This is a genomic window from Nocardioides renjunii, from assembly GCF_034661175.1.
GTDB classification, from domain to species: domain Bacteria; phylum Actinomycetota; class Actinomycetes; order Propionibacteriales; family Nocardioidaceae; genus Nocardioides; species Nocardioides renjunii.
This window is the reverse complement of sequence record NZ_CP141058.1, coordinates 3,476,262-3,500,190: the sequence shown is the minus strand read 5'-3', so window position 1 is coordinate 3,500,190 and position 23,929 is coordinate 3,476,262. Positions and strand designations below refer to the sequence as shown.

Sequence of the window (23,929 nt, the reverse complement as noted above, 5' to 3'; positions counted from 1 at the left end):
CATGACTCCTGGAACCCCTCCCCCTTGGCCGAGCAGATGTGCGTGATGCGTCCCCGAGTGCGGTGGTCGGCTGCGCCCCATGCGCGCCGGCCACGATGTGTCCCCGCCCCCGTCGTGGACCCCCGTTCGGACCCACGCCGCGTGGCGACTTCCCGGAGTGTTGCCCCCTACCGAAATTGGGTCAAAGCCGGTCTGGTCCGCCTCTCGCAGGCATCCCGAAGACTTGGTCAAGCAGCTCTGCAGAAGCCGTGCAGAAGCCCTTCAGCAGGGCGCCAGCAAGGGGCAAGATCAGGACAAGTGGGCACTGACCGGGCCCGGTGGCGGGCTGCGCCGGGTCCGGCGCCTCCCCAATTCGGTGCACGTTCGGCGGCGTCGGGCGGGGGAGGGGCCGGGACCCGTCAGGGTTCGTCACAGGCTCGGCGCATGGGAGGTGCGATGGGTGGATCAGCACCCGACGGACCCGCGCGGGCGGCGCGGACGCCGGACGACGTCGTGACCGCCTGGGTCGTCTCGCCCCACCTGCTCGTGGCGCAGGCCGTCTCCGCTGCGCTCGCTTCCGCGGACGTCCCCGTGGAGGTCCACGCGTGGGAGAGCGTCGTGGAGGAGGCCAGGGCGGCGGCCGACGGTGGCGGCACCCGCCACGTGGTGGCGATCTTCGACGAGCCCGACAGCCTCACCGCCGTCGAAATGATCAGCGCGCTCGTGGCCGTCGGCGACGTGCGCGTGGCCGTCGTGGCCGCAGCGCCCGCAGCCGTGTGGTGGGGCGGTCTGCTCGAAGGTGCGGCGGTCGACATCGTCACCCGGACCACGTCGGTGAGCCAGCTGGTCGAGGTGGTCGAGCGGCTCACTGCCGGTGATCCCTTGATGGAACCTGAAAGACGCACCGCGGTCCGTGCCGCCTGGGCCAAGGCCCTTGACAGGCGCCAGGAGCTCATCTCGCTCATGCGCACCCTGTCGCCGCAGCAGCTGCGCGTCCTCGAGCTGCTCGCCGCGGGGCACCGTGCCCGGGAGGTCGCCGGCATCATGGGCGTCACGGTCGGCACCGTGCGCAGCCACGTGAAGGCCCTGCGCGCCAAGCTCGGCGCGAAGACGCAGCTGGAGGCCGTGGCCATGCTGCGCCGGGTCTACGAGGTGGGCGCCGGCGACCTGCTGCCGCGTCCGCGGGAGGCCCCGGGCGAGGGGACCTCGCACGGAGCGCCCGGGCGCCCGAGCGGTGCCGCCCCGGCCGACACGGGAGCACCCCGCGCGCGTCGCTAGGCTGCCGCCCATGACCTCAGCCCACGACGAGCCCCGGTTCGCTGCCCTCGCCGCGGGGACCCCGCGATGATCGACCCCACCACGCTCGACGACCACGCCTTCGCCGTCTGGGCGGCCGAACGGGCCGGCGCCGTGCTCCTCGACGTACGCGCCGGGGCGGCGGCCGAGGGCCTGGAGGGCAAGGCGCTCAAGGACGCCGGCGACGCGGCCGCGCAGGCGGAGCTCGACCGGATCCTCACCGAGCACCGGCCCGGCGACGCCGTGCTGTCCGAGGAGGCGGCCGACGACAAGTCGCGCCTGAGTGCCGACCGGGTGTGGATCATCGACCCGCTCGACGGCACGCGGGAGTTCTCCGAGCCGCCCCGCGACGACTGGGCCGTGCACGTCGCGCTGTGGCAGGGCGGCGACCTGGTCGCCGGCGCCGTCGCGCAGCCGGCGCTGGGCGAGACCTTCAGCACCGGGCGCGCGAGCGTCGTCCCTCCCCGCACGTCGGTCCGCCCCCGGATCGCCGTCTCCCGCAGCCGCCCGCCGGCCTTCGTCGAGGCCTTGGCCGCCGAGCTCGACGCTGAGCTCGTGCCGATGGGCAGCGCGGGCGTCAAGGTCATGAGCGTGGTCCGCGACATCGCCGACGCCTACGTCCACGCCGGCGGGCAGTACCAGTGGGACAACGCGGCGCCCGTCGCGGTGGCCCGGGCCGCCGGCCTGCACTGCAGCCGCGTCGACGGCTCGCCGCTGGTCTACAACGCCGACGACACCTCGCTGCCGGACCTCATCGTGTGCCGTCCCGAGCTCGCCGACCAGATCGTCGACTTCGTCCGACGCCACGGCACCGACTGACGCCGCTCCGCCCGAAATCGGCTTGCGGCACCGAGCCGGTGCCGCGAGCGTGGAGGCCATGACCTCCTTCGTCTCCCACACGACCGTCGACTGCCATGACGCCTACGAGCTCTCGGAGTGGTGGAAGCGCCTGCTCGGCTACGTCGACGTCGAGGACGACCCCAACGAGCCCGGCCACGACGAGTGCATGATCCTCGACCCCGACTCGGGGCACAGCATCCTCTTCATCGAGGTGCCCGACGAGGAGCTGCCGGCCAAGCGCATCCACTTCGACCTGCGTCCCCGCACGGGCACCCGCGACGAGGAGGTCGAGCGGGTGCGCGGCCTCGGCGCCACGGAGGTCGGCGACCAGCGCGGGTCCTGGGGACCGGGCACCGGCTGGGTCGTCTTCGCCGACCCCGAGGGCAACCAGTTCTGCATCCTGCGCTCGGAGGCAGAAGCGGCGCCGGGGGCGAAGGCGGAGGCGGAGGTGGACGCCGGTCCACCCCCGCCCGCCTCGTGAGCGGGGCCCCGACGCGCTAGTTGGCCAGGTCGTAGGCCGCGCAGCCGATCATCTCCATGCTCACCGTGAGCCGGTCCATGCTGATGTTGCGGGCGATGGTGTCCTCGGGGGAGTGGTACGGCGGCTCGAGCAGCGCCGGGGTCGACTCACCGCGCCAGGAGAAGTTCGCCGAGGCGATGCCCACCTCCTGGAAGGACTGGTGGTCGCTGGCGCCGCGCTGGGTCACCGGCGAGATCTGCGGCTCGTAGCCGAGCCGCGCGGCCGCCGCCTGGATGCGGTCGGTCGTGGCGTTGCCCGTGCCCGAGAAGGACAGCAGCCAGTAGCGGGTCGCGGGGCTCCAGCTGGTGCCGACCATGTCGTTCTGGAAGACGCCGCGGACGCGGTCGCGCTGGGCCTGCGTCAGCTGGGACACGTGGTGGCGCGAGCCGAGCAGCCCCTGCTCCTCCGACCCCCACAGGGCCAGCCGGATGGTCGCGTCGGCCTTCGGCAGCCTGGTCAGCACCCGGGCGAGCTCCAGGGTGAGCACGGTGCCCGACCCGTCGTCGTTGGCGCCGGGGGCGCCGATCACGGAGTCGTAGTGCCCGGAGATGTAGACGACCGAGCCGTTGCGGCCCTGGCGGCCCGGGATGTCGGCGAAGACGTTGTTGCTGGTCAGTCCGCGGTGCGAGGTCGTCCCGATCGTCAGCCGCAGCGGCCGCACGACGAGGTCCTCGCGCAGCAGCCGCTTCTGCACCTGCGCCACGCCCAGCACGGGGATCGTGGCGACGGGTGTCCACGGCGGGGCGGTCGTGCCCGTGGTCGGCACCAGCCGCGGCGAGGTCGCCGACGCCCGGCGCGGGTACTCGAGGTCGGCCGGCAGCAGCACCACGGCCGCCGCGCCACGCCGCTGCGCCTCGAGCACGAAGGCGGCGCGGAGCTCGACCCGGGTGACGGGGGACGCGTCCTGGGCGTCGTCCGCGAGGAGCACCGCGCCGGTGACGGCCGCCGGGTCGGTCGGCCACACCGGTGCGGTGGCCGCCTTCACGTCGAGCACCCGCCCGGTGACGGTGGTGTCCAGGCCGGCGTCGGGGGAGGCGCCGGCCTGCCAGCAGATGTCGTCGGGCAGCTGGCCGTCGGGGTCTCCGATGTCGGCGAGGAACTTGTCGGCCACGGCGAACGGCTCGAGGCGTACGTCGCTGCAGCCGGCGCTGCGGAAGGAGGTCAGTGCGAACTCGGCCGCCGCCTTCTCCGAGGCGGTGCCGCCGATCCGGGGGCCGATCCGCTCGGACAGCACCTCGAGGTCGGCGAGGGCGCGCGCGGGCCGGATCTTGCGCACGACCTGGTTGTCGCGCGGGCGCAGGGCCGGGCCGCGCAGGGCGCCGGGGCGGGTGGCGTCGGCGGCCCAGGCGGGCTGGCCGGCGGCGACGAGGGCGACGCCTCCGGCGGCGCCCGCGAGGAGGCGTCGGCGACTGAGGGCGCCGGAGCCGGGGGCGTCAGCGGGTGCGTCGCCGAGGGCCCGGCCGAGGGCTGGGGCCGGGGCGGTGGTGGGCAGGGTGGACTGGTCTGTTCCCGAGAACTGGTTCATGCCTGGTGAACCTATGTGTCCGCCAGTCGAACGGTAAAGAGCCGCGCGTCCCGGACGTCGGGCGGCGGACTTACGGCCCGGGTCAGGAGACCCAGGTGCGCCAGGCGAAGCCGGTGCCGAGGTAGCGGGCGTCACCCTTGACGATGACGGTGTAGTACCAGGTGCCGCTGCGACGGGGCAGGGTCACCTTGTAGGCGCCGGCCCGGTCGGTCCGGATGGTCATGAACTTCTTGTAGCCCTCGTCCTGCTTCTTGCTGACCTCGATGACGATCTTCTTCTTGCGGTAGTCGGGCGTGACCTTGCCCTTCAGGACGAAGCCCGCGCTCGGGTGGGTGATCCGGCGCGACACGTCGACGCCGAAGGTGGCCGACTCGCTCGACGTGTAGGTGTCACCCTTCGTCCGGTCCGCCTCGACGTGGCCGGCGTAGACCACCTTGTAGGTGGTGTTCATGCGCGGCCTGACGTCGAGGAAGGACGCTCCCGGCGACGTGGTGGTCGCCACCTGTGCCCACTCGGTCGCGCCCGCCCGCAACGCGAGCAGCGTCGACGTGCCGCCGGTGGGGGGGAGCCCCGTCTGGCTGTCGACGTCGACCGTGATGTCGATGGTGTCGCCGAACTCGACGGTCGTCTCGCTCGGCTCGGCGACGGTCGTGGTGGTCCAGGTGTCCCTGGCGTGCGCGGGTGCCGCGACGACGACCGACGTGGCCATGGCCGAGGCGGCGACGACGCCGGCGAGGAGACGAACGGTGCGCATGTGCGGTGATCCTCTGGGACAGGGGACGAGGCAGGTGCTCGAGCAATCCTATGACGAACGGCCGGGCGCACCGCCCGGCGAAGGACAGTGCACCCGGCCGCGTCACCGGACAAGCGTCAGGTCACCGGATGGCGACACGACCCGCGGAGCGGTAGCGGATCGTCGAGCCCTCGGCCACCGTGGCGGCGAACTCGGCGTTGGCCTTGACGACGAAGCGCCAGTAGGTGCGCTTGCGCGAGGCGGGCAGGGTCACCTGGAAGGTGCTCTTCTTCGAGGTCTTCAGCGCGCGGAACTTCTTCCACTTCTTGCCGACCTTCTTCTGGACCACGACCTTCTTCTTCGCGTAGTCGGGCTTGATCTTGCCCTTGACGAAGGTGCCACGCGGGTTCTTGATGGTGAGGTTGCGCGAGGTCGCGATCGCGAAGGGAGCCGACTCGCTCGGGGTGTAGACGTCTCCGGTGCCGTCGACGCCACCGGGGTAGACGACCTTGTAGAGGGCGTTCGACTCCGCGACGATGTCGACGAAGTAGAGGTACGAGGCGCCGTCGTCGGACGCGAGGGGCTCCCACGTGGTGGACCCGGGACGCTGGATGTAGAGGGTGGCCGCGCCCGGGGCGTACGGGTTGGCCGGGTCGGTGGTGGTCACCGCGGCGTCGAAGAAGATCGTGTCGCCGTACATGTAGGCGGCCTTCTCCGAGGTGAGCGTGGTCGCCGTCGTGACGGTCACGGCGGCCTCGGCAGACGTGGCCAGGGCCATCGGCGTGACGCCGAGAAGGGCGGCCGTCATGGTGCCGGCGATGAGACGAGTGGTGCGCATGTCCCCGTGTTTCCTCTCGATGGAAGTGCGTGGTCGACCGGCGCTCGGGCGTCGGCCGTTGTGGCAGTTGCTACCCCAGTGACGCCCGGGGCAAACCCCCCGTCGGACCATCTTCGGTCCGGGGGGCGGCCCCTCCTCCCGCACGCGTCGCTGTCGGACAGCCCCCGTAGACTCTCAAGTCCCCCCACCCGCCCAGCGTCTGGGGTCGTTTCGCGTGCTCTCGAAGGAACTCCTCTGTGCCGTCCACGCCGCTCCTCGCCGTCGCCCGCCGGCTCGTCTCCGCTCCCACCCTGGGGGGCGCCCTGGCCGACGCGGCGGTGCAGCCCAGCCTCGACCTGACCGGCCCCGGCGCCCTCAGGCCCTTCGTGGTGCACGGCCTCGTCGAGCGTGGGCGCACCGTCCTCGCGGTGACCGCCACCTCCCGCGAGGCCGAGGACCTCGTCGAGGAGCTCGCCGACCTGGTCGACCCCGACTCGGTGGCCTACTACCCCAGCTGGGAGACGCTGCCCCACGAGCGGCTCAGCCCGCGCAGCGACACGGTGGGTCGCCGGCTCGCCGTCCTGCGGAGGCTGCGCCACCCCGGCACCGATGCCGCCAACGGCCCCCTGCGCGTCGTCGTCGCACCCATCCGCAGCCTGCTCCAGCCCCAGGTGCCCGGGCTGGCCGACATCGAGCCCGTCGAGCTCGCGCCCGGCGACTCCCGTCCGCTCGAGGACGTCGTGCGCGGCCTGGCGGACGCGGCGTACTCGCGGGTCGACATGGTCGAGCGCCGCGGCGAGTTCGCGGTGCGCGGCGGCATCGTCGACGTCTTCCCGCCCACCGAGGAGCACCCGCTGCGCGTGGAGTTCTGGGGTGACGACGTCGAGGAGATCCGAGCGTTCTCCGTCGCCGACCAGCGCACCCTCGAGACGGTGCAGCGCCTCTGGGCGCCGCCGTGCCGCGAGCTGCTGCTCACCGACGACGTACGCCGCCGCGCCGCCGAGCTCGGCCAGGCCCACCCGCAGCTGCTCGAGCTCACCGACAAGATGGCCGCCGGCATCGCCGTGGAGGGCATGGAGTCGCTCGCGCCGGTCCTGGTCGACTCGATGGAGCTGCTGGTCGACCTCATGCCCACCGACACCACCGTGCTGGTGCTCGACCCCGAGCGGGCGCGCGGCCGGGCCCACGACCTGGTCGCGACCAGCGACGAGTTCCTGAGTGCGTCGTGGGCCGCCGCGGCCGGCGGCGGCACCGCCCCCATCGACCTGGGCGCCGCCTCCTACCGCGAGATCGCCGACGTCCGGCTCCGCGCGCTCGGGCTCGGGCTCGCCTGGTGGTCGGTGAGCCCGTTCGGCATCGACACCGGTGACACCGATGACGCAGCCGCCACCGGTCCCACCTATCCCGCGGCCGCCGACGCCGGGGTGCCGAGCCGCGCCCTGCCCTCCCACCCGGCCGAGGCCTACCGCGGCGACCTGCAGCAGGCCGTCGACGACATCCGCGGCTGGGTGCGCGACGGCGTGGAGACCGTCGTGGTCCACGCCGGCCACGGCCCCGCCCAGCGCTTCGTGGAGCTGCTCGGCGAGAACGACATCGCCGCCCGGCTCGTCGAGGAGGGCGACACCGCCGGCCCCAACGTCGTGACGGTGACCTGCGGCCACCTCGTCCACGGCCTCGTCGACGACCAGGCCGGTGTCGCGGTCCTCACCGGCGACGACCTCTCCGGGCAGAAGTCCTCCACCCGCGACATGCGCCGCATGCCGACGCGGCGCAAGAAGCAGATCGACCCGCTCGAGCTCAAGGCGGGCGACTACGTCGTCCACGAGCAGCACGGCGTGGGCCGCTTCGTGGAGATGCGGCAGCGCGAGATCGGCGGCGCGGTCCGCGAGTACCTCGTGCTGGAGTACGGCCCCAGCAAGCGCGGCGGGCCCAACGACATGCTCTACGTCCCGGCCGACACCCTCGACCAGGTCACCCGCTACGTCGGCGGCGAGAACCCGAGCCTCGACCGGCTCGGCGGTGGCGACTGGACCAAGCGCAAGAACAAGGCGCGCCGCGCCGTGCGGGAGATCGCGGCCGAGCTGATCAAGCTCTACGCCGCCCGGCAGGCCACCGAGGGCCACGCCTACGGCCCGGACACCCCATGGCAGCGCGAGCTCGAGGACGCCTTCCCCTTCACCGAGACCGTCGACCAGCTGACCACCGTCGACGAGGTCAAGGCCGACATGCGCCGGGTCGTCCCGATGGACCGCCTCGTCTGCGGCGACGTCGGCTACGGCAAGACCGAGATCGCGGTCCGCGCGGCGTTCAAGGCGGTGCAGGACGGCAAGCAGGTCGCGGTGCTGGTGCCGACGACGCTGCTCGTCACCCAGCACATGTCGACCTTCTCCGAGCGGATGTCGGGCTTCCCGGTCGTCATCAAGGGCCTCTCGCGGTTCCAGACCGACAAGGAGGCCAAGGAGGTCATCGCCGGGCTCGAGGACGGGTCGGTCGACGTCGTCGTGGGCACCCACCGCCTGCTCAACCCCGACATCAAGATGAGGGACCTCGGCCTCATCATCGTCGACGAGGAGCAGCGCTTCGGTGTCGAGCACAAGGAGCAGATGAAGCGGATGCGCACGTCGGTCGACGTGCTGTCCATGAGCGCCACGCCGATCCCACGCACCCTCGAGATGGCGGTCACCGGCATCCGGGAGATGTCGACCATCACCACGCCGCCGGAGGAGCGGCACCCCGTCCTCACCTACGTCGGCGCCTACGAGGACCGCCAGGTCGTCGCCGCCGTCCGCCGCGAGCTGCTGCGCGAGGGCCAGGTCTTCTACATCCACAACCGGGTGCAGTCGATCGAGAAGGCGGCCGCGCGGATCCGCGAGCTGGTGCCCGAGGCGCGCGTGGCCACCGCCCACGGGCAGATGGGCGAGCACGCCCTCGAGCAGGTCATGCTCGACTTCTGGGAGAAGCGCTTCGACGTCCTGGTCTGCACGACCATCGTGGAGAGCGGCCTCGACGTGTCCAACGCCAACACGATGATCATCGAGCGCTCCGACACCCTCGGGCTCTCCCAGCTCCACCAGCTGCGCGGTCGCGTCGGCCGCTCCCGCGAGCGTGCCTACGCCTACTTCCTCTACCCCTCGGAGAAGCCGCTCACCGAGACCGCTCACGAGCGGCTCGCCACGCTGGCGCAGCACTCCGACCTCGGCGGCGGCATGGCGATCGCGATGAAGGACCTCGAGATCCGCGGCGCCGGCAACCTGCTCGGCGGCGAGCAGTCCGGCCACATCGCCGACGTCGGGTTCGACCTCTACGTCCGCCTCGTGGGCGAGGCTGTCGCCGACTTCAAGGGAGGGGGCGAGGACGACCAGCTCCAGGAGGTCCGCATCGAGCTGCCCGTCGACGCCCACCTGCCGCACGACTACATCCCGAGCGAGCGGCTGCGCCTCGAGATCTACAAGCGCCTGGCGGAGGTGCGCACGGACGCCGACGTCGACGAGGTCCGCGCCGAGCTCGTCGACCGCTACGGCACCCCGCCCGAGGTCGTGGAGTCGTTGCTCGTCGTCGCCCGGTTCCGTGCCCGCTGCCGCCAGGTCGGCGTGAAGGAGGTGACGGTGGCCGGCAAGTACGTCCGGTTCGCGCCGGTCGACCTCCCCGACTCCCGCGTCGTACGCCTGCAGCGCCTGCACCCGCGCAGCGTCGTCAAGGCGCCGGTCAGCACGATCCTCGTGCCGCGCCCGCAGGGCACGGGGTTCCCCGTGCGACCGGTCACGGGCGTGGCCCTGCTTGAATGGGCGCGCGGTGTGATCGACGACATCATCGCCGCGCCCGCACCCGCAGCCGTACCGCAAGGAGTGACCCCGTGAGCAAGACCCGCCTGATGACGGCCGCGACGACGGTCCTCGCAGGACTGCTGCTGACCGGGTGCGGCAGTGCCTCCCCGGGAGTTGCGGTCAAGGTCGGCGACGAGGAGCTCTCCGTCCGCGAGGTCGACGCGGCCGCGGAGCGGATGTGCACGGCGCTCGGCGAGCAGTTCGAGACGCAGAGCACGGTGCTGCCGATGAGCTTCGTGCGCCAGGGCACCGTGCAGCTGATGACGCTGCGGGCCCAGGCGATGGCGATCGCCGACGACTACGGCCTGAAGCCCGGCTCCGGCTACCAGGACGGTGTCGCGGAGCAGCGCCGCCTGGCCGCCTCGATGCCCGAGGAGTCCAGGGACACCTACGTCGAGCTGACGTCGGCCAACGCGCTCGCCACCGACATCGTCGACCAGGTCGGCGAGATCGTCCTGGCCGAGCAGGGGGTCGAGGACCCGACCACCGAGGAGGTCACGCAGGCCGGCGTCGACGTCTTCAACCGGTGGCCGGACGCCAACGGCATCGAGATCGACCCGCGCTACGGCCTCGAGAGCGTCGACGGCGTGCTGACCCCCGTCGACACCAACACCTCGGTCGCGGTCGGCGAGACGGCCAAGGCCGGTCTCGCCACGGAGCCCGACACCGCGTTCGCGGAGTCGTTGCCCCTTACCCACCGCTGCGGCTGATCGGACGCCCGATGTCGGCCGACGGCTCGGCGCTGGAGGCCTTCGCCGAGCAGATGCGCCTGCTGCGGCGCGAGTGCGCCTGGAAGCGCGAGCAGACCCACACCTCGCTGGTCCCGTTCGTGCGGGAGGAGGCCGAGGAGGTCGTCGAGGCCATCGAGTCCGGTGACCCGGCGGCGCTCTGCGACGAGCTGGGCGACCTGCTGCTGCAGGTGGTGATCCACGCCGTCATCGCGGAGGAGGCCGGTGACTTCACCCTCGACGACGTCGCGCGCGGGGTGATCGCCAAGATGGAGCGCCGCAACCCGCACGTGTTCGGCGACGCGGTGGCCACCGACGCTGCCGAGGTGCTGGTGCTGTGGAACGCGGCCAAGGCCGCAGAGAAGGCCGACAAGGCAGCGAAGGCGGAGGCACCGGCGCAGGCCCGGTCGTCCGAGGGGACCGGCCCGCGCCCGACGTCGTGAGGATCGCCGGCCCGGACCGGCGATCCCCCCGACGTCAGCGGCTCACCGCAGGGAGACCCTCTCGACCGTGCGCGAGCGCAGGTGCTCGTCGTCGCCGAGGTAGGTCACCACGACGTTGTGACGTCCGCGGGGCAGCCGGAGGTCGAGCACCTTGCGGGCGTCGCTCAGCCTGACGGTGCGACGCACCTCGGTCTCGCCGTCCTTCCGGACCACGATGCGTACGGCGCCGGTCGCGGTGCCCGGGCGCACCTTCGTGACCAGGCGCACCGAGCGGCCGGCGCGGTCCTCGACCCTGACCGTGACCCTCGACTCCCTGGCCTGCTGGGCGGGCGTCGGGGTCGGGGCGGGCGTCGGGGTGGTCGTCGGGGTGGCCGTCGGGGTGCTCGTGGTGGTGGGCGTGGTGGTCGGCGTAGTGGTGGTCGGCGTAGTGGTGGTCGGCGGGGTCGTCGGCGGCGTGGTGGGCGGGACCGTGGGCTCGGGTCCGAACACCGTGGCGGCGGCGCCGAGTCGCAGGAGCTGCGTCTCGCCGGTCGCGTCGTCGAGACCGTCGTTGTCGGTCACCGCGTAGACCTCGCCGTCGGCACCGATGGTCAGGCCCTCGAGCTTCTCCTGGGTCCAGCCCCTCAGCGCCTGCATCGTCGGCAGGACGTCGACCGCGAGCTCCTTGGTGAGCGCGACGGGGGTCGTCGTGCCGCCGGCCGGCGGGAGGTCGACCGTGTAGACCCGCTTGAGCGCCGCCGTCGGACCGTTGAGCTTGTCGCGCTCGACGACCGCGAGGGTGTCGGCGTCGACCGCGGTGACCTCCGAGACGCCGATCCAGTCGCCGGTCGTGGCCGTCGTGGAGAGCGGGTAGGCGAACCAGGACCAGGTGCCCGCCGCCACGTCGTAGCGCCCGATGCGGGTGCTGTTGCCCTCGAGGGGCACCAGCGCGCCGGAGGTCGAGGTCCACAGCGGTCGCTGGAGGACGACGTGGACGACCTCGGAGGACCCGGCGCCGGTCGTGGTGACGCCCTCGAGCCCCCACTGGCGGACGTGGTCGGTCACCGACGCGGGCAGCGGGACGGTCTGCACCACCCGGCCGCGGGAGTCGGTGCGCAGGACCCGGTTGCCGGCTCCGGTGGCGCCCTCCACGGCGAGCCAGAAGCCGCCGTCCTCACGGGCGGAGACGCCCTCGATGTCGAGCGCCGGCGTGGCACCGCCGTCGCTCACCTCGACGACCTTCTCGATGACGGCCGGCTCGGCGTCCACGTCGACGCGGTAGATCCGGCCCGTGGCGTAGGCCGCGTCGCTGGCCGCCCACAGGTGGCCGGGGTTGCCCGGGTCGGCCGAGAGCGCACCCAGGGCGCCCCACCCGACGTGGGTGCCGTCGGCAGCGGCGTCGGAGACGATCGACGGGAAGGCCGGGGCGCCGGCACCGAGCTGGTAGACCGCGATGCTCGCACGCACCAGCGCAGCGCTGTCGTCGGTCTCGGAGGAGATCACGACCAGGTCGCGCGAGGGGATCGGCAGCAGGCCCTCGGGCCCGTTGGTGGTCGGCAGCACCTGCGAGAACCGCGGCTGGGTCGGGTCGGTCATGTCGTAGACCGCCACGAAGTTGCTGCGCTCGGAGCCCACGAAGGCGTACGGCGTCCCGCCGACCTCGGCGAAGGCGAGGCCCTCGGGCTCGGTGCCCTTGTTGTCGGCGCGGTCGTCGTTGAAGAGCCCGTGCTCGACGGCGAGCTGCTCGAAGGAGCGGCCGGCGTCCCAGACCACGTCGCCGGTGGCGGCGTCGAAGACCGTCCAGCCGCGGGTGCCCCCGAGCCAGTCGCCCTCGTTGGCGGTCGCGACCAGGCCGTCGCCGACCCACTGGACGGAGTCGGGCTCGCGGGGCAGGTCGAGGTCGACGGAGAAGTCGAAGACGCCGTCGTTGTCGTCGTCGACGCCGGGGACCCGGGCGTTGCCCGCGCTGAACGCCGAGACGATGTCCTTCGACGGCAGGTCGATGACGACGAGGCCGTTGTTCTCCTGGAGGGTCAGGACGTACTGGTTGTCCGCGTTGACGTCGCCGTACTCCGGCTCGGCGTCCTCCGGGGTGTTCATCCCGGCGAGCTCGGCGGCCGGCAGGTCGACGCGCGTGGTCGTCCAGGCGGCCGGTGCCCCGGTGACCTCGATGACCTGGACGAAGCCGGCAGGCGCCTGCGGCAGGTCGCCCTCCTCCTGGCCGGCGGGGGTGACCTCCTCGTCGCGCTGGTTCTCGATCGCGACGACCGCGTAGGTCCCGTCCGGGCTGGTGGCGATGGAGTCGGGCTGGCCCTGCACGTCGATGCTGCGCACGAGCGTGCGGGTCGCCAGGTCGTAGACGTCGACGCGGCCCGACGGGTCGGCGAAGTCGCCGTCCGTGCCGTCGACCGCGACGAGCACGCGGTCACCGACCACGGCGACGGACGTCGGGGAGTCGCCGGCGCCGCCGGTGAGCGTGACGTCGATCGAGCCCGTGCCGACGGGCCGGCCGGGGTCGGTGATGTCGAGGAACCCGATCCGACGACCGGCGGCATCGGTGTAGACGACGGTGCGGCCGTCGTCGGTGACGTCCGAGATCTCCGCCACGGTCTCGTCGGCGGGGTCGACGCCGGCCGGCACGTTCTGGAAGACCGGGTAGGTCGCGAGCCGGTGGAACGACTCGGCGGGGGTCACGCTCCCCGAGGCGGCGCCCGGCGTGGTCCCGGCGACGGCCAGGAGGGACAGGGGCAGGGCGGCGCCGGCGAGGTACGCCAACGGTCGTCGTGAGTGCAATGCGATGCCTTTCGCGCGCGGTGGTCCGAGACTCAGGCGAAGGATCATGGCAGCGCGTGGCGCGGGGGTGACGGGCGCGTGAACGACGGGTCAGCGCGAGATGGCCTCGCGTGGGCCGGTCGCGAGCCAGTGCGGACCCGCGTCCCGGTCGGGGTCGGCGACGCCGGCGGCCTGCAGCCGGGAGGCCGCCAGCCGGCGGTGCGGCACCGACAGGGTGATCAGGTGCACCACGAGGTCGGCGTGGGACGTTGTGCGCGGGCGCGGGGCGAAGGCCTCGACGAGCGCCTCGTCGAGGCGACCGGTCGCGGCCAGCCGCTCGACGGCCCGCGCCAGGTCGGCGCCGACCCGGTCGAGGCGCTCCCGCAGGGTCGCGACGGACGCGCCCCGGGCGAGGGCGACGTCGCGCGGGTCCCTGTCGGCGTCGCCGTCGTCGGCCAGCACCACGGCGCACGCCTCGACCTGCCACACCAGGTGGGCGAGCGCACTGCGCAGGCTGCCGGCCGACCCCACCTCGCCCACCACCTCACCCGTGGAGGGCTCGTCGAGGTCCTCGTCGGGGACGTCGCGCGCCCGGTCGAGGAGCTCGCCGACCAGGCCGACGTGCTGCTCGACCATCGCGACGACCAGGTCGACGCCGTCCGTGCGGTGGCGCGCCGGCAGGCGGAGGCCGGCCGGCGGGTGGAAGTGGACCTCGGTGGGCGAGTCGATGACGTACGACGTGGGCTCGGCGCGCCACGCCGCGGGCAGCGCGCCGAGCTCACGACGGAACGCCCGGGCGAACACCTCGTAGCTCGGGAAGCCGCACTCCACGGCGATGTCGTGCAGCGGGCGGTCGGTCGTCAGCGCGAGGTGGGCCGCGCGCTCCAGCAGGATCCGTCCGCGCAACCGCGAGGGGGACTCGCCGGCGACCGCGCGCGCCACGCGCTCGTGCCCCGGGTCGGACAGGGCCGCCACGAAGGCGGTGAAGTGGTCGGCGGGACCGGGTGGGGCGGGAGGCGGGAGGAGAGGTGGTGAGGTCGGCACCGGTCGCACGCTAGCCGTGGCCGCGGACACCCCGGCGACGCCGGCTGCGCACGTGGCTAGGCTGGCGCCGATCCCACGTCGTCACCCACAGGAGCCCCTCCATGTCGATCATCGCTGCAGTCGGCGCCCGCGAGATCCTCGACTCGCGCGGCAACCCCACCGTCGAGGTCGAGGTGCTCCTCGAGGACGGCGCCTTCGGCCGTGCGGCCGTCCCCAGCGGCGCCTCCACCGGTGCCTTCGAGGCGGTGGAGCTGCGTGACGGCGGCTCGCGCTACCTCGGCAAGGGCGTGCAGAAGGCCGTCGACGCGGTCCTCGACACGATCTCCGGTGCGATCGTCGGCCTCGACGCCGACGACCAGCGGCTCATCGACCAGGCGATGCTCGACCTCGACGGCACCGCCAACAAGGCGAAGCTCGGCGCCAACGCGATCCTCGGCGTCTCGCTCGCCACGGCCAAGGCCGCCGCCGAGTCCGCCGGACTGCCGCTCTTCCGCTACGTGGGCGGCCCCAACGCCCACCTGCTGCCGGTGCCGATGATGAACATCCTCAACGGCGGTGCGCACGCCGACTCCAACGTCGACGTCCAGGAGTTCATGGTCGCCCCGATCGGTGCCCCGACCTTCCGTGAGGCGCTCCAGCAGGGCGCGGAGGTCTACCACGCGCTCAAGTCGGTGCTGAAGAAGAAGGGCCTCTCCACCGGCCTGGGCGACGAGGGCGGCTTCGCCCCCAACCTCGACAGCAACCGCGCCGCGCTCGACCTCATCGCCGAGGCCGTGGACGCGGCCGGCTTCACGCTCGGCAGGGACATCGGGCTGGCCATGGACGTGGCCGCCTCCGAGTTCCACGACAAGGGCAGCTACACCTTCGAGGGCAAGAAGACCTCGACCGACGAGATGGTCGCCTACTACGCCGACCTCGTCGCGTCGTACCCGATCGTCTCCGTCGAGGACCCGCTCGACGAGGAGGACTGGGACGGCTGGAAGGCCATCACCGACGAGCTCGGGACCCGGACGCAGCTCGTCGGCGACGACCTCTTCGTGACCAACGTCGAGCGCCTCCAGCGCGGCATCGACGGCGGCCAGGCCAACGCGATGCTGGTCAAGGTCAACCAGATCGGCTCGCTCACCGAGACCCTCGACGCCGTCGAGCTGGCCCACCGCGCCGGGTTCCGCAACATGATGAGCCACCGCTCCGGCGAGACCGAGGACACCACGATCGCCGACCTCGCCGTGGCCACCAACTGCGGCCAGATCAAGACCGGCGCGCCGGCCCGGTCGGACCGCGTCGCCAAGTACAACCAGCTCCTCCGCATCGAGGACGAGCTGGGTGACGCGGCTCGCTACGCCGGGCGGGGTGCCTTCCCGCGATTCACGGGCTGAAGCAGGCAGACTGGGGCGCATGCCCTCCCCGCGTCGTGGTCCCCGCAGCGGGCCCGGCGCCGGTCCCGGCAGCGGGCCCGGCGCCGGACCGCGCGGACCCCGGCAGGGCACCGGCACGCACCCCGGGTCCCGCGGCTCGCGCCCGCCCAACGCCGGTGAGCGGGTGCCGCTCGCCCGTCCCGGCGACGCGACCCTCGTGCCACGTCCCGCGACGGCGCGGGCCACGCGGCGCCCGCGGTTCACCGGTCGCGCGGCGGTGCTCGTCCTGGTGCTCGCCGTGCTGACGGTGTCCTACGCCTCGTCGCTGCGCGCCTACCTCCAGCAGCGCTCCCACATCGGCGACCTCAAGGCCCAGATCGCCGAGCGCGAGGCCAGCATCGACGAGCTCGAGCGCGAGAAGAAGCGGTGGGACGACCCGGCGTACGTCAAGGCGCAGGCGCGCGAGCGCTTCGGCTACCTCATGCCGGGTGAGTCCGGCTTCGAGGTCATCGGGCCCGACGGCAAGCCGCTCGAGGCGCAGGCCTCGCTCAACGACCCGGACGACGTGCTCAAGACCGTTCCCAAGGCGTGGTGGACCGCCGCCTGGGACTCGATGGAGCTCGCCGGCAACCCGCCACCACCCGAGGAGGAGCCCGCCGACCTGGTCGACGGGACGAAGCAGTGACCGACGACCGACCTTCCCGGATCGACCCGGCCGACGAGGCCGCGATCCAGGCCCAGCTCGACCGCCGCCCGCGCGGCGTGGACTCCATCGGCCACCGCTGCCCCTGCGGCAACCCCGACGTGGTGACCACCGAGCCGCGGCTGCCCAACGGCACGCCGTTCCCCACGACGTTCTACCTCACCTGCCCGCGCGCAGCCTCGCGGATCGGCACCCTCGAGGGCTCCGGCGTGATGAAGGAGATGCAGGCGCGCCTGGCCACCGACGAGGAGCTCGCCGCCGCCTACCGCAGCGCCCACGAGCGCTACCTCGAGGCGCGCGCCGAGGTGGGCGAGCGGGCCGGGCTCGACGTGCCCGAGATCGAGGGCATCTCCGCCGGCGGCATGCCGACCCGCGTGAAGTGCCTCCACGTGCTGGCCGGGCAGTCGCTCGCCATGGGCCGCGGCGTCAACCCGCTGGGCGACGAGGTCCTCGATGCGCTGGGGGAGTGGTGGGCCCCGGGGCCGTGCGTGTCCGTGGATCTGCCCGACAGCGGTGAGTGACGCAGGTTCCGCGCCCCAGGAAAGCTGCCTCACTCACCGCTCCCGCCGAGCCCTCGGCACAATGAGCGCATGAGCACTGTCGCGGCGATCGACTGCGGGACGAACTCGATCAAGATCCTCATCGGCTCACCGCCCACCGTGCTGCTGCGCGAGTCGCGCGTCGTCCGGCTCGGCCAGGGCGTCGACGAGACCGGCATGCTGGCCGAGGAGGCGCTCGAGCGCACCTTCGCGGCCGTCGACGAGTTCGCCGAGATCATCCGCCGCCACGGCGTGCCCCCGGCCCGGGTGCGATTCTGCGCCACCTCCGCCACCCGCGACGCCGGCAACGCCGACGTGTTCCGCGAGGGCGTACGCCGCAGGCTGGGCATCGAGCCGGAGGTCCTGTCGGGCGACGAGGAGGCCGCGCTGGTCTTCGACGGGGCCATCGCCGCCCAGGACCCGATGCCGCCCGAGCCGGTGCTCGTCGTCGACATCGGCGGTGGGTCGACCGAGCTGGTGCTGGGTGAGGGCGGCGAGCGGCAGGCCGTCTCCATGGACATCGGATCGGTGCGGCTCCACGAGCGGCACCTGCACAGCGACCCGCCCACGGCCGAGGAGGTCGCGACCTGCGTGGCCGACATCGACCGCCACCTCGACGACGCGGGGATCCCGCTCGAGCGCACCCGCACCGCGATCGGGACCTCCGGCACCATCAAGACCCTCGCCTGCGGCGTGCTGGGGCTGGAGGCCTACGACCGGGAGGCCTTCGACCGCGCCGTGCTGGGCAACCCGGCCACGGCGGCCTTCGTCGACGACCTGGTCGCGATGACCGTGGCGGAGCGCCGCGCGCTGCCCTACATGCACCCCGGGCGCGCCGACGTCATCGGCGCGGGAGCGCTCATCTGGAGCCGCATCCTGGCCCGGGTCCCGGTCCCCGAGCACGTCGTGTCCGAGGCCGACATCCTGCACGGCATGGCCGCGGCCATCTCGCGATGACCGTGCCCCCGGTCGCGCTGCCCCACCCCCTCGTCGGCGGGGCGTTCACCAGCCCGGTGGCGCCCGGCACCGGCTGGCCCGACGACCCCGGAGCGCCCGACACCCCGGTGGCTCGTGACGCCGACGACGTACGACGACTCGCGCGGGACGCCAGGCTCGCGGAGCTGGAGGCCCGGGTGAGCGTCTGCTCGGCGTGCCCGCGGCTCGTCGGGTGGCGCGAGGGTGTCGCGGTCGAGAAGCGCGCGTCGTTCGCCGACCAGCCCTACTGGGGCCGCCCGATCCCCGGCTGGGGCGACCCCGAGGCGTCGCTGCTCGTCGTCGGCCTGGCCCCGGCCGCCAACGGCGGCAACCGGACAGGCCGGATCTTCACCGGCGACCCGAGCGCCGACTGGCTCTTCGCGAGCCTGCACCGCACCGGCTGGGCGGTGCAGGCCACCAGCGAGCACGCCGGCGACGGCCAGCGCCTGGTCGACGCGCGGATGGTGGCGACGGTGCGCTGCGCCCCGCCCGACAACAAGCCGACGACCGTCGAGCGCGACACGTGCGCGCCGTGGATCGCCGCCGAGCTGGCCCTCCTCCCGACCGTGCGGGTGGTGGTGGCGCTCGGGTCCTTCGGCTGGGACGGCGCCGTGCGGTCGCTCGTGGCGGCCGGCGCGCCGGCACCGGCCCGGAAGCCGCGGTTCGGCCACGGCGCGGAGCTGCGGCTCGGCGACGTGACGCTGCTCGGCTGCTACCACCCCTCGCCGCACAACACCTACACCCGCAGGCTCACCCGGGAGATGACCGACGAGGTCTTCGAGCGGGCCCGGGCGCTGACAGAATCGACGGTGTGACCCTGCGGCAGCTGCGCAGGGTCTCGGCCCCGGTATCCCAACCGGTAGAGGAAGCGGTCTTAAAAACCGCACAGTCTGGGTTCGAACCCCAGCCGGGGCACGCGTGCGGCGCCAGCCTGAGAAGTTGCTGTGACGGGAACAGCGCCGGCCCCACGCACGTTTGAACAGGTGTCACCCCGGCTAGAGTGGAGTGACGCAGACAGGCGCCGTCACCGCGACGGCGTCGACCCCCCGGAACCTCCGGGGGCGGCCTCCAAGGAGAGACCATGAAGAGCAACAACCCCGTGTTCAACCGTTCCGAGGAGTTCAACCGCGCCTCGTCGAACTCCTACGGCAACCAGACCTACGCCGCTGGGGGCGCTGCCTACCCCGGCTACGGCGACACCACCAGCGACCCGGCCACGTGGGGCACCGGCACGCCCGGCCAGGTGGACCAGGGCCGGATGACGGTGGACTCGGTGGTCCAGAAGACGGCGATCTCCATCGCGCTCGTCTTCGCGACCGCGTTCGCCACCTGGTGGTGGATCGGCGACATCGTCGACACCAACGTGATCGACGAGGAGGCGTGGGGCCGCGCCCTGACGCTCTCGATGCTGGGTGCCGGCGCCGCGTTCCTGCTGTCGCTGGTCAACTCCTTCAAGCGGGTCATCAGCCCCGCCCTGGTGATGCTGTTCGCCGCCGCCGAGGGTGTCGCCCTCGGTGCGATCAGCAAGGTGTTCGACGCGCAGTTCGGTGACGGCATCGTGACGCAGGCCGTCCTCGGCACCTTCGCCGCCTTCGCCGGCACGCTCGCCGCCTACAAGTTCTTCGACATCAAGGTCGGCAACAAGTTCCGCACGTTCGTCATCGCCGGCATGTTCGGCATGGTGGGCCTGGGCCTGCTGTCGCTGGTCCTGAGCTTCTTCGGCATCTCCACCGGGCTCTTCGGCTTCGGTGCCCTCGGCCTGGTGATGTCGATCGCCGGCCTCGTGCTCGGTGTCTTCATGCTGATCCTCGACTTCGACTTCGTCGAGAACGGCGTCGCCGCCGGTCTCCCCGACCGCGAGTCGTGGCGGGCCGCCTTCGGCCTGACCGTCAGCCTGGTGTGGATCTACACCAACCTGCTGCGCATCCTCGCCATCCTGCGTGGCGACTGACCTACCACCTGATCGGCGTACGTCGCCGACGTGCCGCACCGGCCCGCCCGAGTCCGCTCGGGCGGGCCGGTGTCATGTCCGGGCACGCTCTCGGCCGTCGCAGCGGTGGGTGTGGCAGGTTCTCGACGCCGAGGAACCTGCCTCACTCACCGCTCGGGGCGGTCGCCGGCGCGCCGACGACGGTCTCGGGGACCTCGTCGTGGTCCTCGTGCTGGTCCGGCGACTCCGCGGGCGTGGCGGGCCGGCGCCGGCGGTGGCGCAGCTCGACCCAGCGGCCGCGGAGGCCGCGCTGGCTGCCGCCGACCTCGGTGCCGTCGACCTCGGTGCCGGGCGTGCGCGCGGCGCGCACCGCGGCCGCGGCGACCGGGAGGATGCCCTCGCGGCGCAGCGGCTCGGGCACCGACTCGTCGTCGGGCAGCAGGTCGAGCGCGGCCAGGCACGACGGCACGAGCACGGACGCGAGCTGCTTGTAGCCGTCGGCGGACGGGTGGAACCGGTCCGGGCCGAAGAGCAGGGCCGGCGCGGCCTCGAACTCGGGCCCGAGGATGTCGCCGAGCGACACCGAGCGCCCGCCGTTCTCGACCACGGTGATGGTCTGGGCCGCGGCCAGCCGGCGCGACCACTCGCGCGCCACCTGCTTGAGCGGCGGCGGGATCGGCCGGATGGTGCCGAGGTCGGGACAGGTGCCGACCACGACGGCGACGCCGGCGTCGCGCAGGCGTCGTACGCCCTCGGCGAGGTGCCGCACCGAGGCGGAGGGCAGCACGGAGTGGGTGACGTCGTTGGCGCCGATGAGCACGACCGCGAGGTCCGGGTGGGTGCCGATCGCGGCGTCCGCCTGGCCCGCGAGCGCGCTGGACTGCGCGCCGACCTTGGCGAAGGACCGCAGGTGGACCCGGCGGTCGGCCTGAGCAGCGACACCGGTGGCGAGGTGGGCGCCGGTGGTGTCCTCCACGCGCTGCACGCCGTAGCCGGCCGCGCTGGAGTCTCCGAGCAGCGCGATGCGGATCGCGGGACCCGGTCGGCCGCGGCCGTACCAGCCGGTCGCGTCGGGAGGGACGTCCGTCGCGTTGCCGATCACCTTCCGCGCGATCTTCGCCTCGGCCACCAGGACTCCGTAGAGACCTGCGCCGAGCACCGAGAGGCCACCGCCCCCCAGAGCGGCTGCCGATGCCAGCTTGCGTGCTGCTCCCGTCGCCCCCACGGCCCCGATGGTACGCAGGCGGCGTTGCCAGTTCCGGCGCGGTAGGTCGGTAGATTGGACGGATGCAGTACGTGGACTCCCTCCTGGACCTGATCGGCAACACCCCGCTCGTCCGCCTCGGCCGGACCCTCGACCTCCCCGACGGCGGGCCGCTGGTGCTCGCCAAGGTCGAGTACCTCAACCCGGGCGGGTCGGTGAAGGACCGCATCGCCAGCCGCATGATCGAGGCGGCCGAGGCCTCCGGGGAGCTCCAACCCGGCGGCACGATCGTCGAGCCGACCTCCGGCAACACGGGCGTCGGTCTCGCCATGGTGGCCCAGCAGAAGGGCTACAAGTGCATCTTCGTGTGCCCCGACAAGGTGAGCGAGGACAAGCGCAACGTGCTCAAGGCCTACGGCGCCGAGGTCGTGGTCTGCCCGACCGCCGTCGCGCCGGAGCACCCGGACTCCTACTACAACGTGAGCGACCGCCTCTCCAAGGAGCCGGGCGCCTGGAAGCCCGACCAGTACTCCAACCCCCACAACCCGCGCTCGCACTACGAGACCACCGGTCCCGAGATCTGGGAGCAGACCGAGGGCCGGATCACCCACTTCGTCACGGGCATGGGCACCGGCGGCACCATCAGCGGCGTCGGGCGCTACCTCAAAGAGCAGAACCCGGGCGTCGAGGTCGTCGGCGCGGACCCGTCCGGGTCGGTCTACTCCGGCGGCAGCGGCCGCCCCTACCTCGTCGAGGGCGTCGGTGAGGACTTCTGGCCCGACACCTACGACCGCGGCATCGCCGACCGCGTCATCGAGGTCTCCGACGCCGACTCGTTCGCCTTCACCCGCCGCCTCGCGCGCGAGGAGGCGATGCTGGTCGGCGGCTCGGCCGGCATGGCGGCCTTCGCCGCGCGGCAGCTCGCCCACGAGCTCGCCGCCGAGGGGCGCAGCGACGCGATCGTCGTCGTCCTCCTGCCCGACTCCGGTCGCGGCTACCTCACCAAGGTCTTCAACGACGACTGGCTCGGCCAGTACGGCTTCGCGACCGGTGCGCAGGCCGACGCCCGCACCGTCGGCGAGGTGCTGCGCGGCAAGTCCGGCCAGCTGCCCGACCTCGTGCACACCCACCCCGGCGAGACCATCGCCGAGGCCGTGCACATCCTCCAGGAGTACGGCGTCAGCCAGATGCCGGTCGTCCGCGCCGAGCCGCCGATCGTGGCCGCCGAGGTCGCCGGGTCGGTGTCGGTGTCCGCGCTCCTCGACGCGCTCTACGCCGGCACGGCGCGGCTCACCGACCGGGTCGAGGACCACATGTCCGCCGCCCTGCCGACGATCGGCTCGACCGAGGCCGCGGCCGACGCGGTGGCGTCGCTGGAGAAGGCCGACGCCGTGCTCGTCCACGAGGACGGCAAGCCCATCGGGGTGCTCACCCGGCAGGACCTCCTGACCTTCGTGGCGGCTTCGTGAGGCGCGGCTTCGTGGGGCGGGGGGCAAGCATCGTCGTCGCGCTCGCCTGCCTCGGCGCGCTCGGGGCGTGCGGCGACGACGTGGACACCAGCACCGACCCGGTGGAGGTGGAGGTCGGCGAGGCCTTCGAGTGGAACGGCTTCGCCGTCGAGGAGGGCTGGGAGCTCGAGGGCATCAAGCGCTCGGCCGGCGCCGAGGAGGTGACCACCCCGACGATCACGGGGACGATCACCAACCGCTCCGAGGAGGAGCGCGCGGCGATCTTCGAGATGGTCTTCTCCGCCGACGGCGACCCGCTGGCGACCGTCAGCTGCTCGGCGCCGACGATGACCGACGGCCAGTCCCAGCGGCTCCTCTGCCCCGGCCTGGGGGCCACCATGCCCGAGGACTACGACGCCGTCGTGGTGCAGGAGCTGGCCCGCAGCCGCGACGCGGAGTCCGGTTCGGGCAGCACCTCCGGCTGACGTGGGAGACCTGTCCCTCGAGGTCGTCCTCTTCCTGGTCCTCGCGGCCCTGGTCGCGGGCTTCGTCGACGCCGTCGTCGGCGGCGGCGGGCTCGTCCAGCTGCCGGCCCTGCTGGTCGGCCTGCCCGGCGCCTCCGTCGTCCAGATCGCGGCGACCAACAAGCTGGCGTCCTTCTGCGGCACCTCGATCAGCGCCGCGACGTACGCCCGGCGCATCCGCCCCGACCCGCGCACCTTCCTGCCGCTGATGCTGGCGGCGTTCGTCGGGTCGGCCGGCGGCGCGCTGGTGGCATCCATGCTGCCGCGCAGCGCCTTCGACCCGATCATCCTGGTCGTGCTGGTCCTGGTCGGCGGCTACGTCTGGTTCAAGCCGAGCGTCGGCGAGCTGACCAGGCTCCGCTTCCAGGGCGGCCGGCACGTCGCCGTCGTGGCGCTCACCGGCCTGACCATCGGCTTCTACGACGGCGCCATCGGCCCGGGCACCGGGTCCTTCTTCGTGTTCGCGCTGGTCGGGCTGCTGGGCTACAGCTTCCTCGAGGCCTCCGCCAAGGCCAAGCTCGCCAACTGGGCCACCAACCTCGCGGCACTGGTCGTCTTCGTCCCGCAGGGAGCGGTCATCTGGGACCTCGCCCTGGTGATGGCCGCGGCCAACGTCACCGGTGGCTACGCCGGTGCCCGGCTGGCGATGGCGCGCGGCGCGCGGTTCGTCCGCGCGTTCTTCCTGGTCGTCGTCTCCGGCTTCGTGGTGCGCCTCGGCGGGCAGCTGCTCGGCTGGTGGTGACGCCCC

General features: G+C 73.0%; 21 protein-coding genes and 1 tRNA gene. 16 read left to right on the top strand and 6 right to left on the bottom strand.

Going from position 1 to position 23,929, the window contains the following annotated elements; all coding sequences use genetic code 11:
• Positions 1-423 precede the first annotated feature (423 nt).
• The 3 genes from SHK17_RS16765 (at position 424) to SHK17_RS16755 (ending at position 2,596) form a co-directional block, all read left to right on the top strand.
• Positions 424-1,257 carry a helix-turn-helix transcriptional regulator gene (locus tag SHK17_RS16765; RefSeq protein WP_322423030.1) on the top strand — a complete coding sequence of 278 codons (834 nt, stop codon included), beginning with the start codon at positions 424-426 and terminating at the stop codon, positions 1,255-1,257.
• 66 nt (positions 1,258-1,323) lie between these two features.
• A complete protein-coding gene (locus tag SHK17_RS16760; protein ID WP_172266165.1) occupies positions 1,324-2,094 on the top strand; it encodes a 3'(2'),5'-bisphosphate nucleotidase CysQ in 771 nt (256 codons plus the stop codon).
• Between the two features lie 58 nt (positions 2,095-2,152).
• Complete coding sequence (locus SHK17_RS16755; protein WP_322920053.1) at positions 2,153-2,596, top strand: VOC family protein; 444 nt, start codon at positions 2,153-2,155, stop codon at positions 2,594-2,596.
• A gap of 16 nt (positions 2,597-2,612) precedes the next feature.
• On the opposite strand, the gene SHK17_RS16750 is transcribed toward SHK17_RS16755, so the two are convergent.
• From SHK17_RS16750 to SHK17_RS16740, 3 genes are all read right to left on the bottom strand, one after another.
• Positions 2,613-4,160, bottom strand: coding sequence for a M28 family peptidase (locus SHK17_RS16750; protein ID WP_322920051.1), 1,548 nt, complete (start codon positions 4,158-4,160; stop codon positions 2,613-2,615).
• A gap of 82 nt (positions 4,161-4,242) precedes the next feature.
• A complete protein-coding gene (locus SHK17_RS16745) occupies positions 4,243-4,914 on the bottom strand; it encodes a hypothetical protein (RefSeq protein ID WP_322920049.1) in 672 nt (223 codons plus the stop codon).
• A gap of 121 nt (positions 4,915-5,035) precedes the next feature.
• Complete coding sequence (locus tag SHK17_RS16740; RefSeq protein ID WP_172266152.1) at positions 5,036-5,731, bottom strand: hypothetical protein; 696 nt, start codon at positions 5,729-5,731, stop codon at positions 5,036-5,038.
• 236 nt (positions 5,732-5,967) lie between these two features.
• Here SHK17_RS16740 and mfd point away from each other — a divergent pair, with 236 nt between their 5' ends.
• The 3 genes from mfd to SHK17_RS16725 are packed head-to-tail and all read left to right on the top strand — an operon-like array spanning position 5,968 to position 10,705.
• Positions 5,968-9,567: a transcription-repair coupling factor gene (mfd, locus tag SHK17_RS16735; RefSeq protein WP_322920047.1), complete on the top strand. Its 3,600-nt coding sequence runs from the start codon at positions 5,968-5,970 to the stop codon at positions 9,565-9,567.
• Positions 9,564-10,244: a hypothetical protein gene (locus SHK17_RS16730; RefSeq protein WP_322920045.1), complete on the top strand. Its 681-nt coding sequence runs from the start codon at positions 9,564-9,566 to the stop codon at positions 10,242-10,244. Before mfd ends, SHK17_RS16730 begins: the two co-directional genes overlap by 4 nt.
• An 11-nt stretch (positions 10,245-10,255) precedes the next feature.
• Positions 10,256-10,705, top strand: coding sequence for a MazG nucleotide pyrophosphohydrolase domain-containing protein (locus SHK17_RS16725; RefSeq protein WP_322423024.1), 450 nt, complete (start codon positions 10,256-10,258; stop codon positions 10,703-10,705).
• Positions 10,706-10,747: 42 nt separating this feature from the next.
• Here the strand turns inward: SHK17_RS16725 and SHK17_RS16720 are convergent, their stop codons facing one another.
• The gene (locus SHK17_RS16720) at positions 10,748-13,459 is read right to left on the bottom strand and encodes an esterase-like activity of phytase family protein (protein ID WP_322920044.1); all 2,712 of its coding nucleotides are present in this window, start codon (positions 13,457-13,459) and stop codon (positions 10,748-10,750) included.
• 108 nt (positions 13,460-13,567) lie between these two features.
• Entirely contained in the window at positions 13,568-14,500 is a 933-nt protein-coding gene (locus SHK17_RS16715) for a helix-turn-helix domain-containing protein (protein WP_322920043.1), read from the bottom strand.
• Between the two features lie 101 nt (positions 14,501-14,601).
• On the opposite strand from SHK17_RS16715, the gene eno reads away from it, so the two are divergent.
• The 7 genes from eno to SHK17_RS16680 all read left to right on the top strand — a co-directional run bounded on the left by eno (position 14,602) and on the right by SHK17_RS16680 (position 20,026).
• The gene (eno, locus tag SHK17_RS16710) at positions 14,602-15,879 is read left to right on the top strand and encodes a phosphopyruvate hydratase (RefSeq protein ID WP_172266140.1); all 1,278 of its coding nucleotides are present in this window, start codon (positions 14,602-14,604) and stop codon (positions 15,877-15,879) included.
• Between the two features lie 19 nt (positions 15,880-15,898).
• Positions 15,899-16,543, top strand: a complete 645-nt coding sequence (locus SHK17_RS16705; protein WP_322423021.1) for an FtsB family cell division protein — start codon at positions 15,899-15,901, stop codon at positions 16,541-16,543.
• Positions 16,544-16,563: 20 nt separating this feature from the next.
• Positions 16,564-17,082: a DUF501 domain-containing protein gene (locus tag SHK17_RS16700; RefSeq protein WP_405030415.1), complete on the top strand. Its 519-nt coding sequence runs from the start codon at positions 16,564-16,566 to the stop codon at positions 17,080-17,082.
• 69 nt (positions 17,083-17,151) lie between these two features.
• A complete protein-coding gene (locus SHK17_RS16695) occupies positions 17,152-18,057 on the top strand; it encodes a Ppx/GppA phosphatase family protein (RefSeq protein WP_322920042.1) in 906 nt (301 codons plus the stop codon).
• A complete protein-coding gene (locus SHK17_RS16690) occupies positions 18,054-18,890 on the top strand; it encodes a uracil-DNA glycosylase (protein WP_322920041.1) in 837 nt (278 codons plus the stop codon). The genes SHK17_RS16695 and SHK17_RS16690 overlap by 4 nt, the downstream gene beginning before the upstream one ends.
• Positions 18,891-18,916: 26 nt before the next feature.
• Positions 18,917-18,990: transfer RNA gene (locus SHK17_RS16685), tRNA-Leu, on the top strand.
• A gap of 166 nt (positions 18,991-19,156) precedes the next feature.
• On the top strand, positions 19,157-20,026 hold the full coding sequence (locus tag SHK17_RS16680; RefSeq protein ID WP_322920040.1) for a Bax inhibitor-1/YccA family protein: 870 nt from the start codon (positions 19,157-19,159) through the stop codon (positions 20,024-20,026).
• A 142-nt stretch (positions 20,027-20,168) separates the two neighbouring features.
• Here SHK17_RS16680 and SHK17_RS16675 read toward each other — a convergent pair whose 3' ends face one another.
• Positions 20,169-21,230 (bottom strand): SGNH/GDSL hydrolase family protein, encoded by a 1,062-nt coding sequence (locus tag SHK17_RS16675; RefSeq protein WP_322920039.1) that lies wholly within the window; start codon positions 21,228-21,230, stop codon positions 20,169-20,171.
• A 62-nt stretch (positions 21,231-21,292) separates the two neighbouring features.
• Between SHK17_RS16675 and SHK17_RS16670 the strand changes: the two genes are divergently transcribed.
• The 3 genes from SHK17_RS16670 to SHK17_RS16660 are packed head-to-tail and all read left to right on the top strand — an operon-like array spanning position 21,293 to position 23,923.
• Positions 21,293-22,678, top strand: a complete 1,386-nt coding sequence (locus SHK17_RS16670; RefSeq protein WP_172266122.1) for a cystathionine beta-synthase — start codon at positions 21,293-21,295, stop codon at positions 22,676-22,678.
• A gap of 11 nt (positions 22,679-22,689) precedes the next feature.
• Positions 22,690-23,142: a hypothetical protein gene (locus SHK17_RS16665; protein WP_172266119.1), complete on the top strand. Its 453-nt coding sequence runs from the start codon at positions 22,690-22,692 to the stop codon at positions 23,140-23,142.
• A 1-nt stretch (position 23,143) separates the two neighbouring features.
• Positions 23,144-23,923 carry a TSUP family transporter gene (locus SHK17_RS16660; RefSeq protein WP_322423015.1) on the top strand — a complete coding sequence of 260 codons (780 nt, stop codon included), beginning with the start codon at positions 23,144-23,146 and terminating at the stop codon, positions 23,921-23,923.
• Positions 23,924-23,929 lie beyond the last annotated feature (6 nt).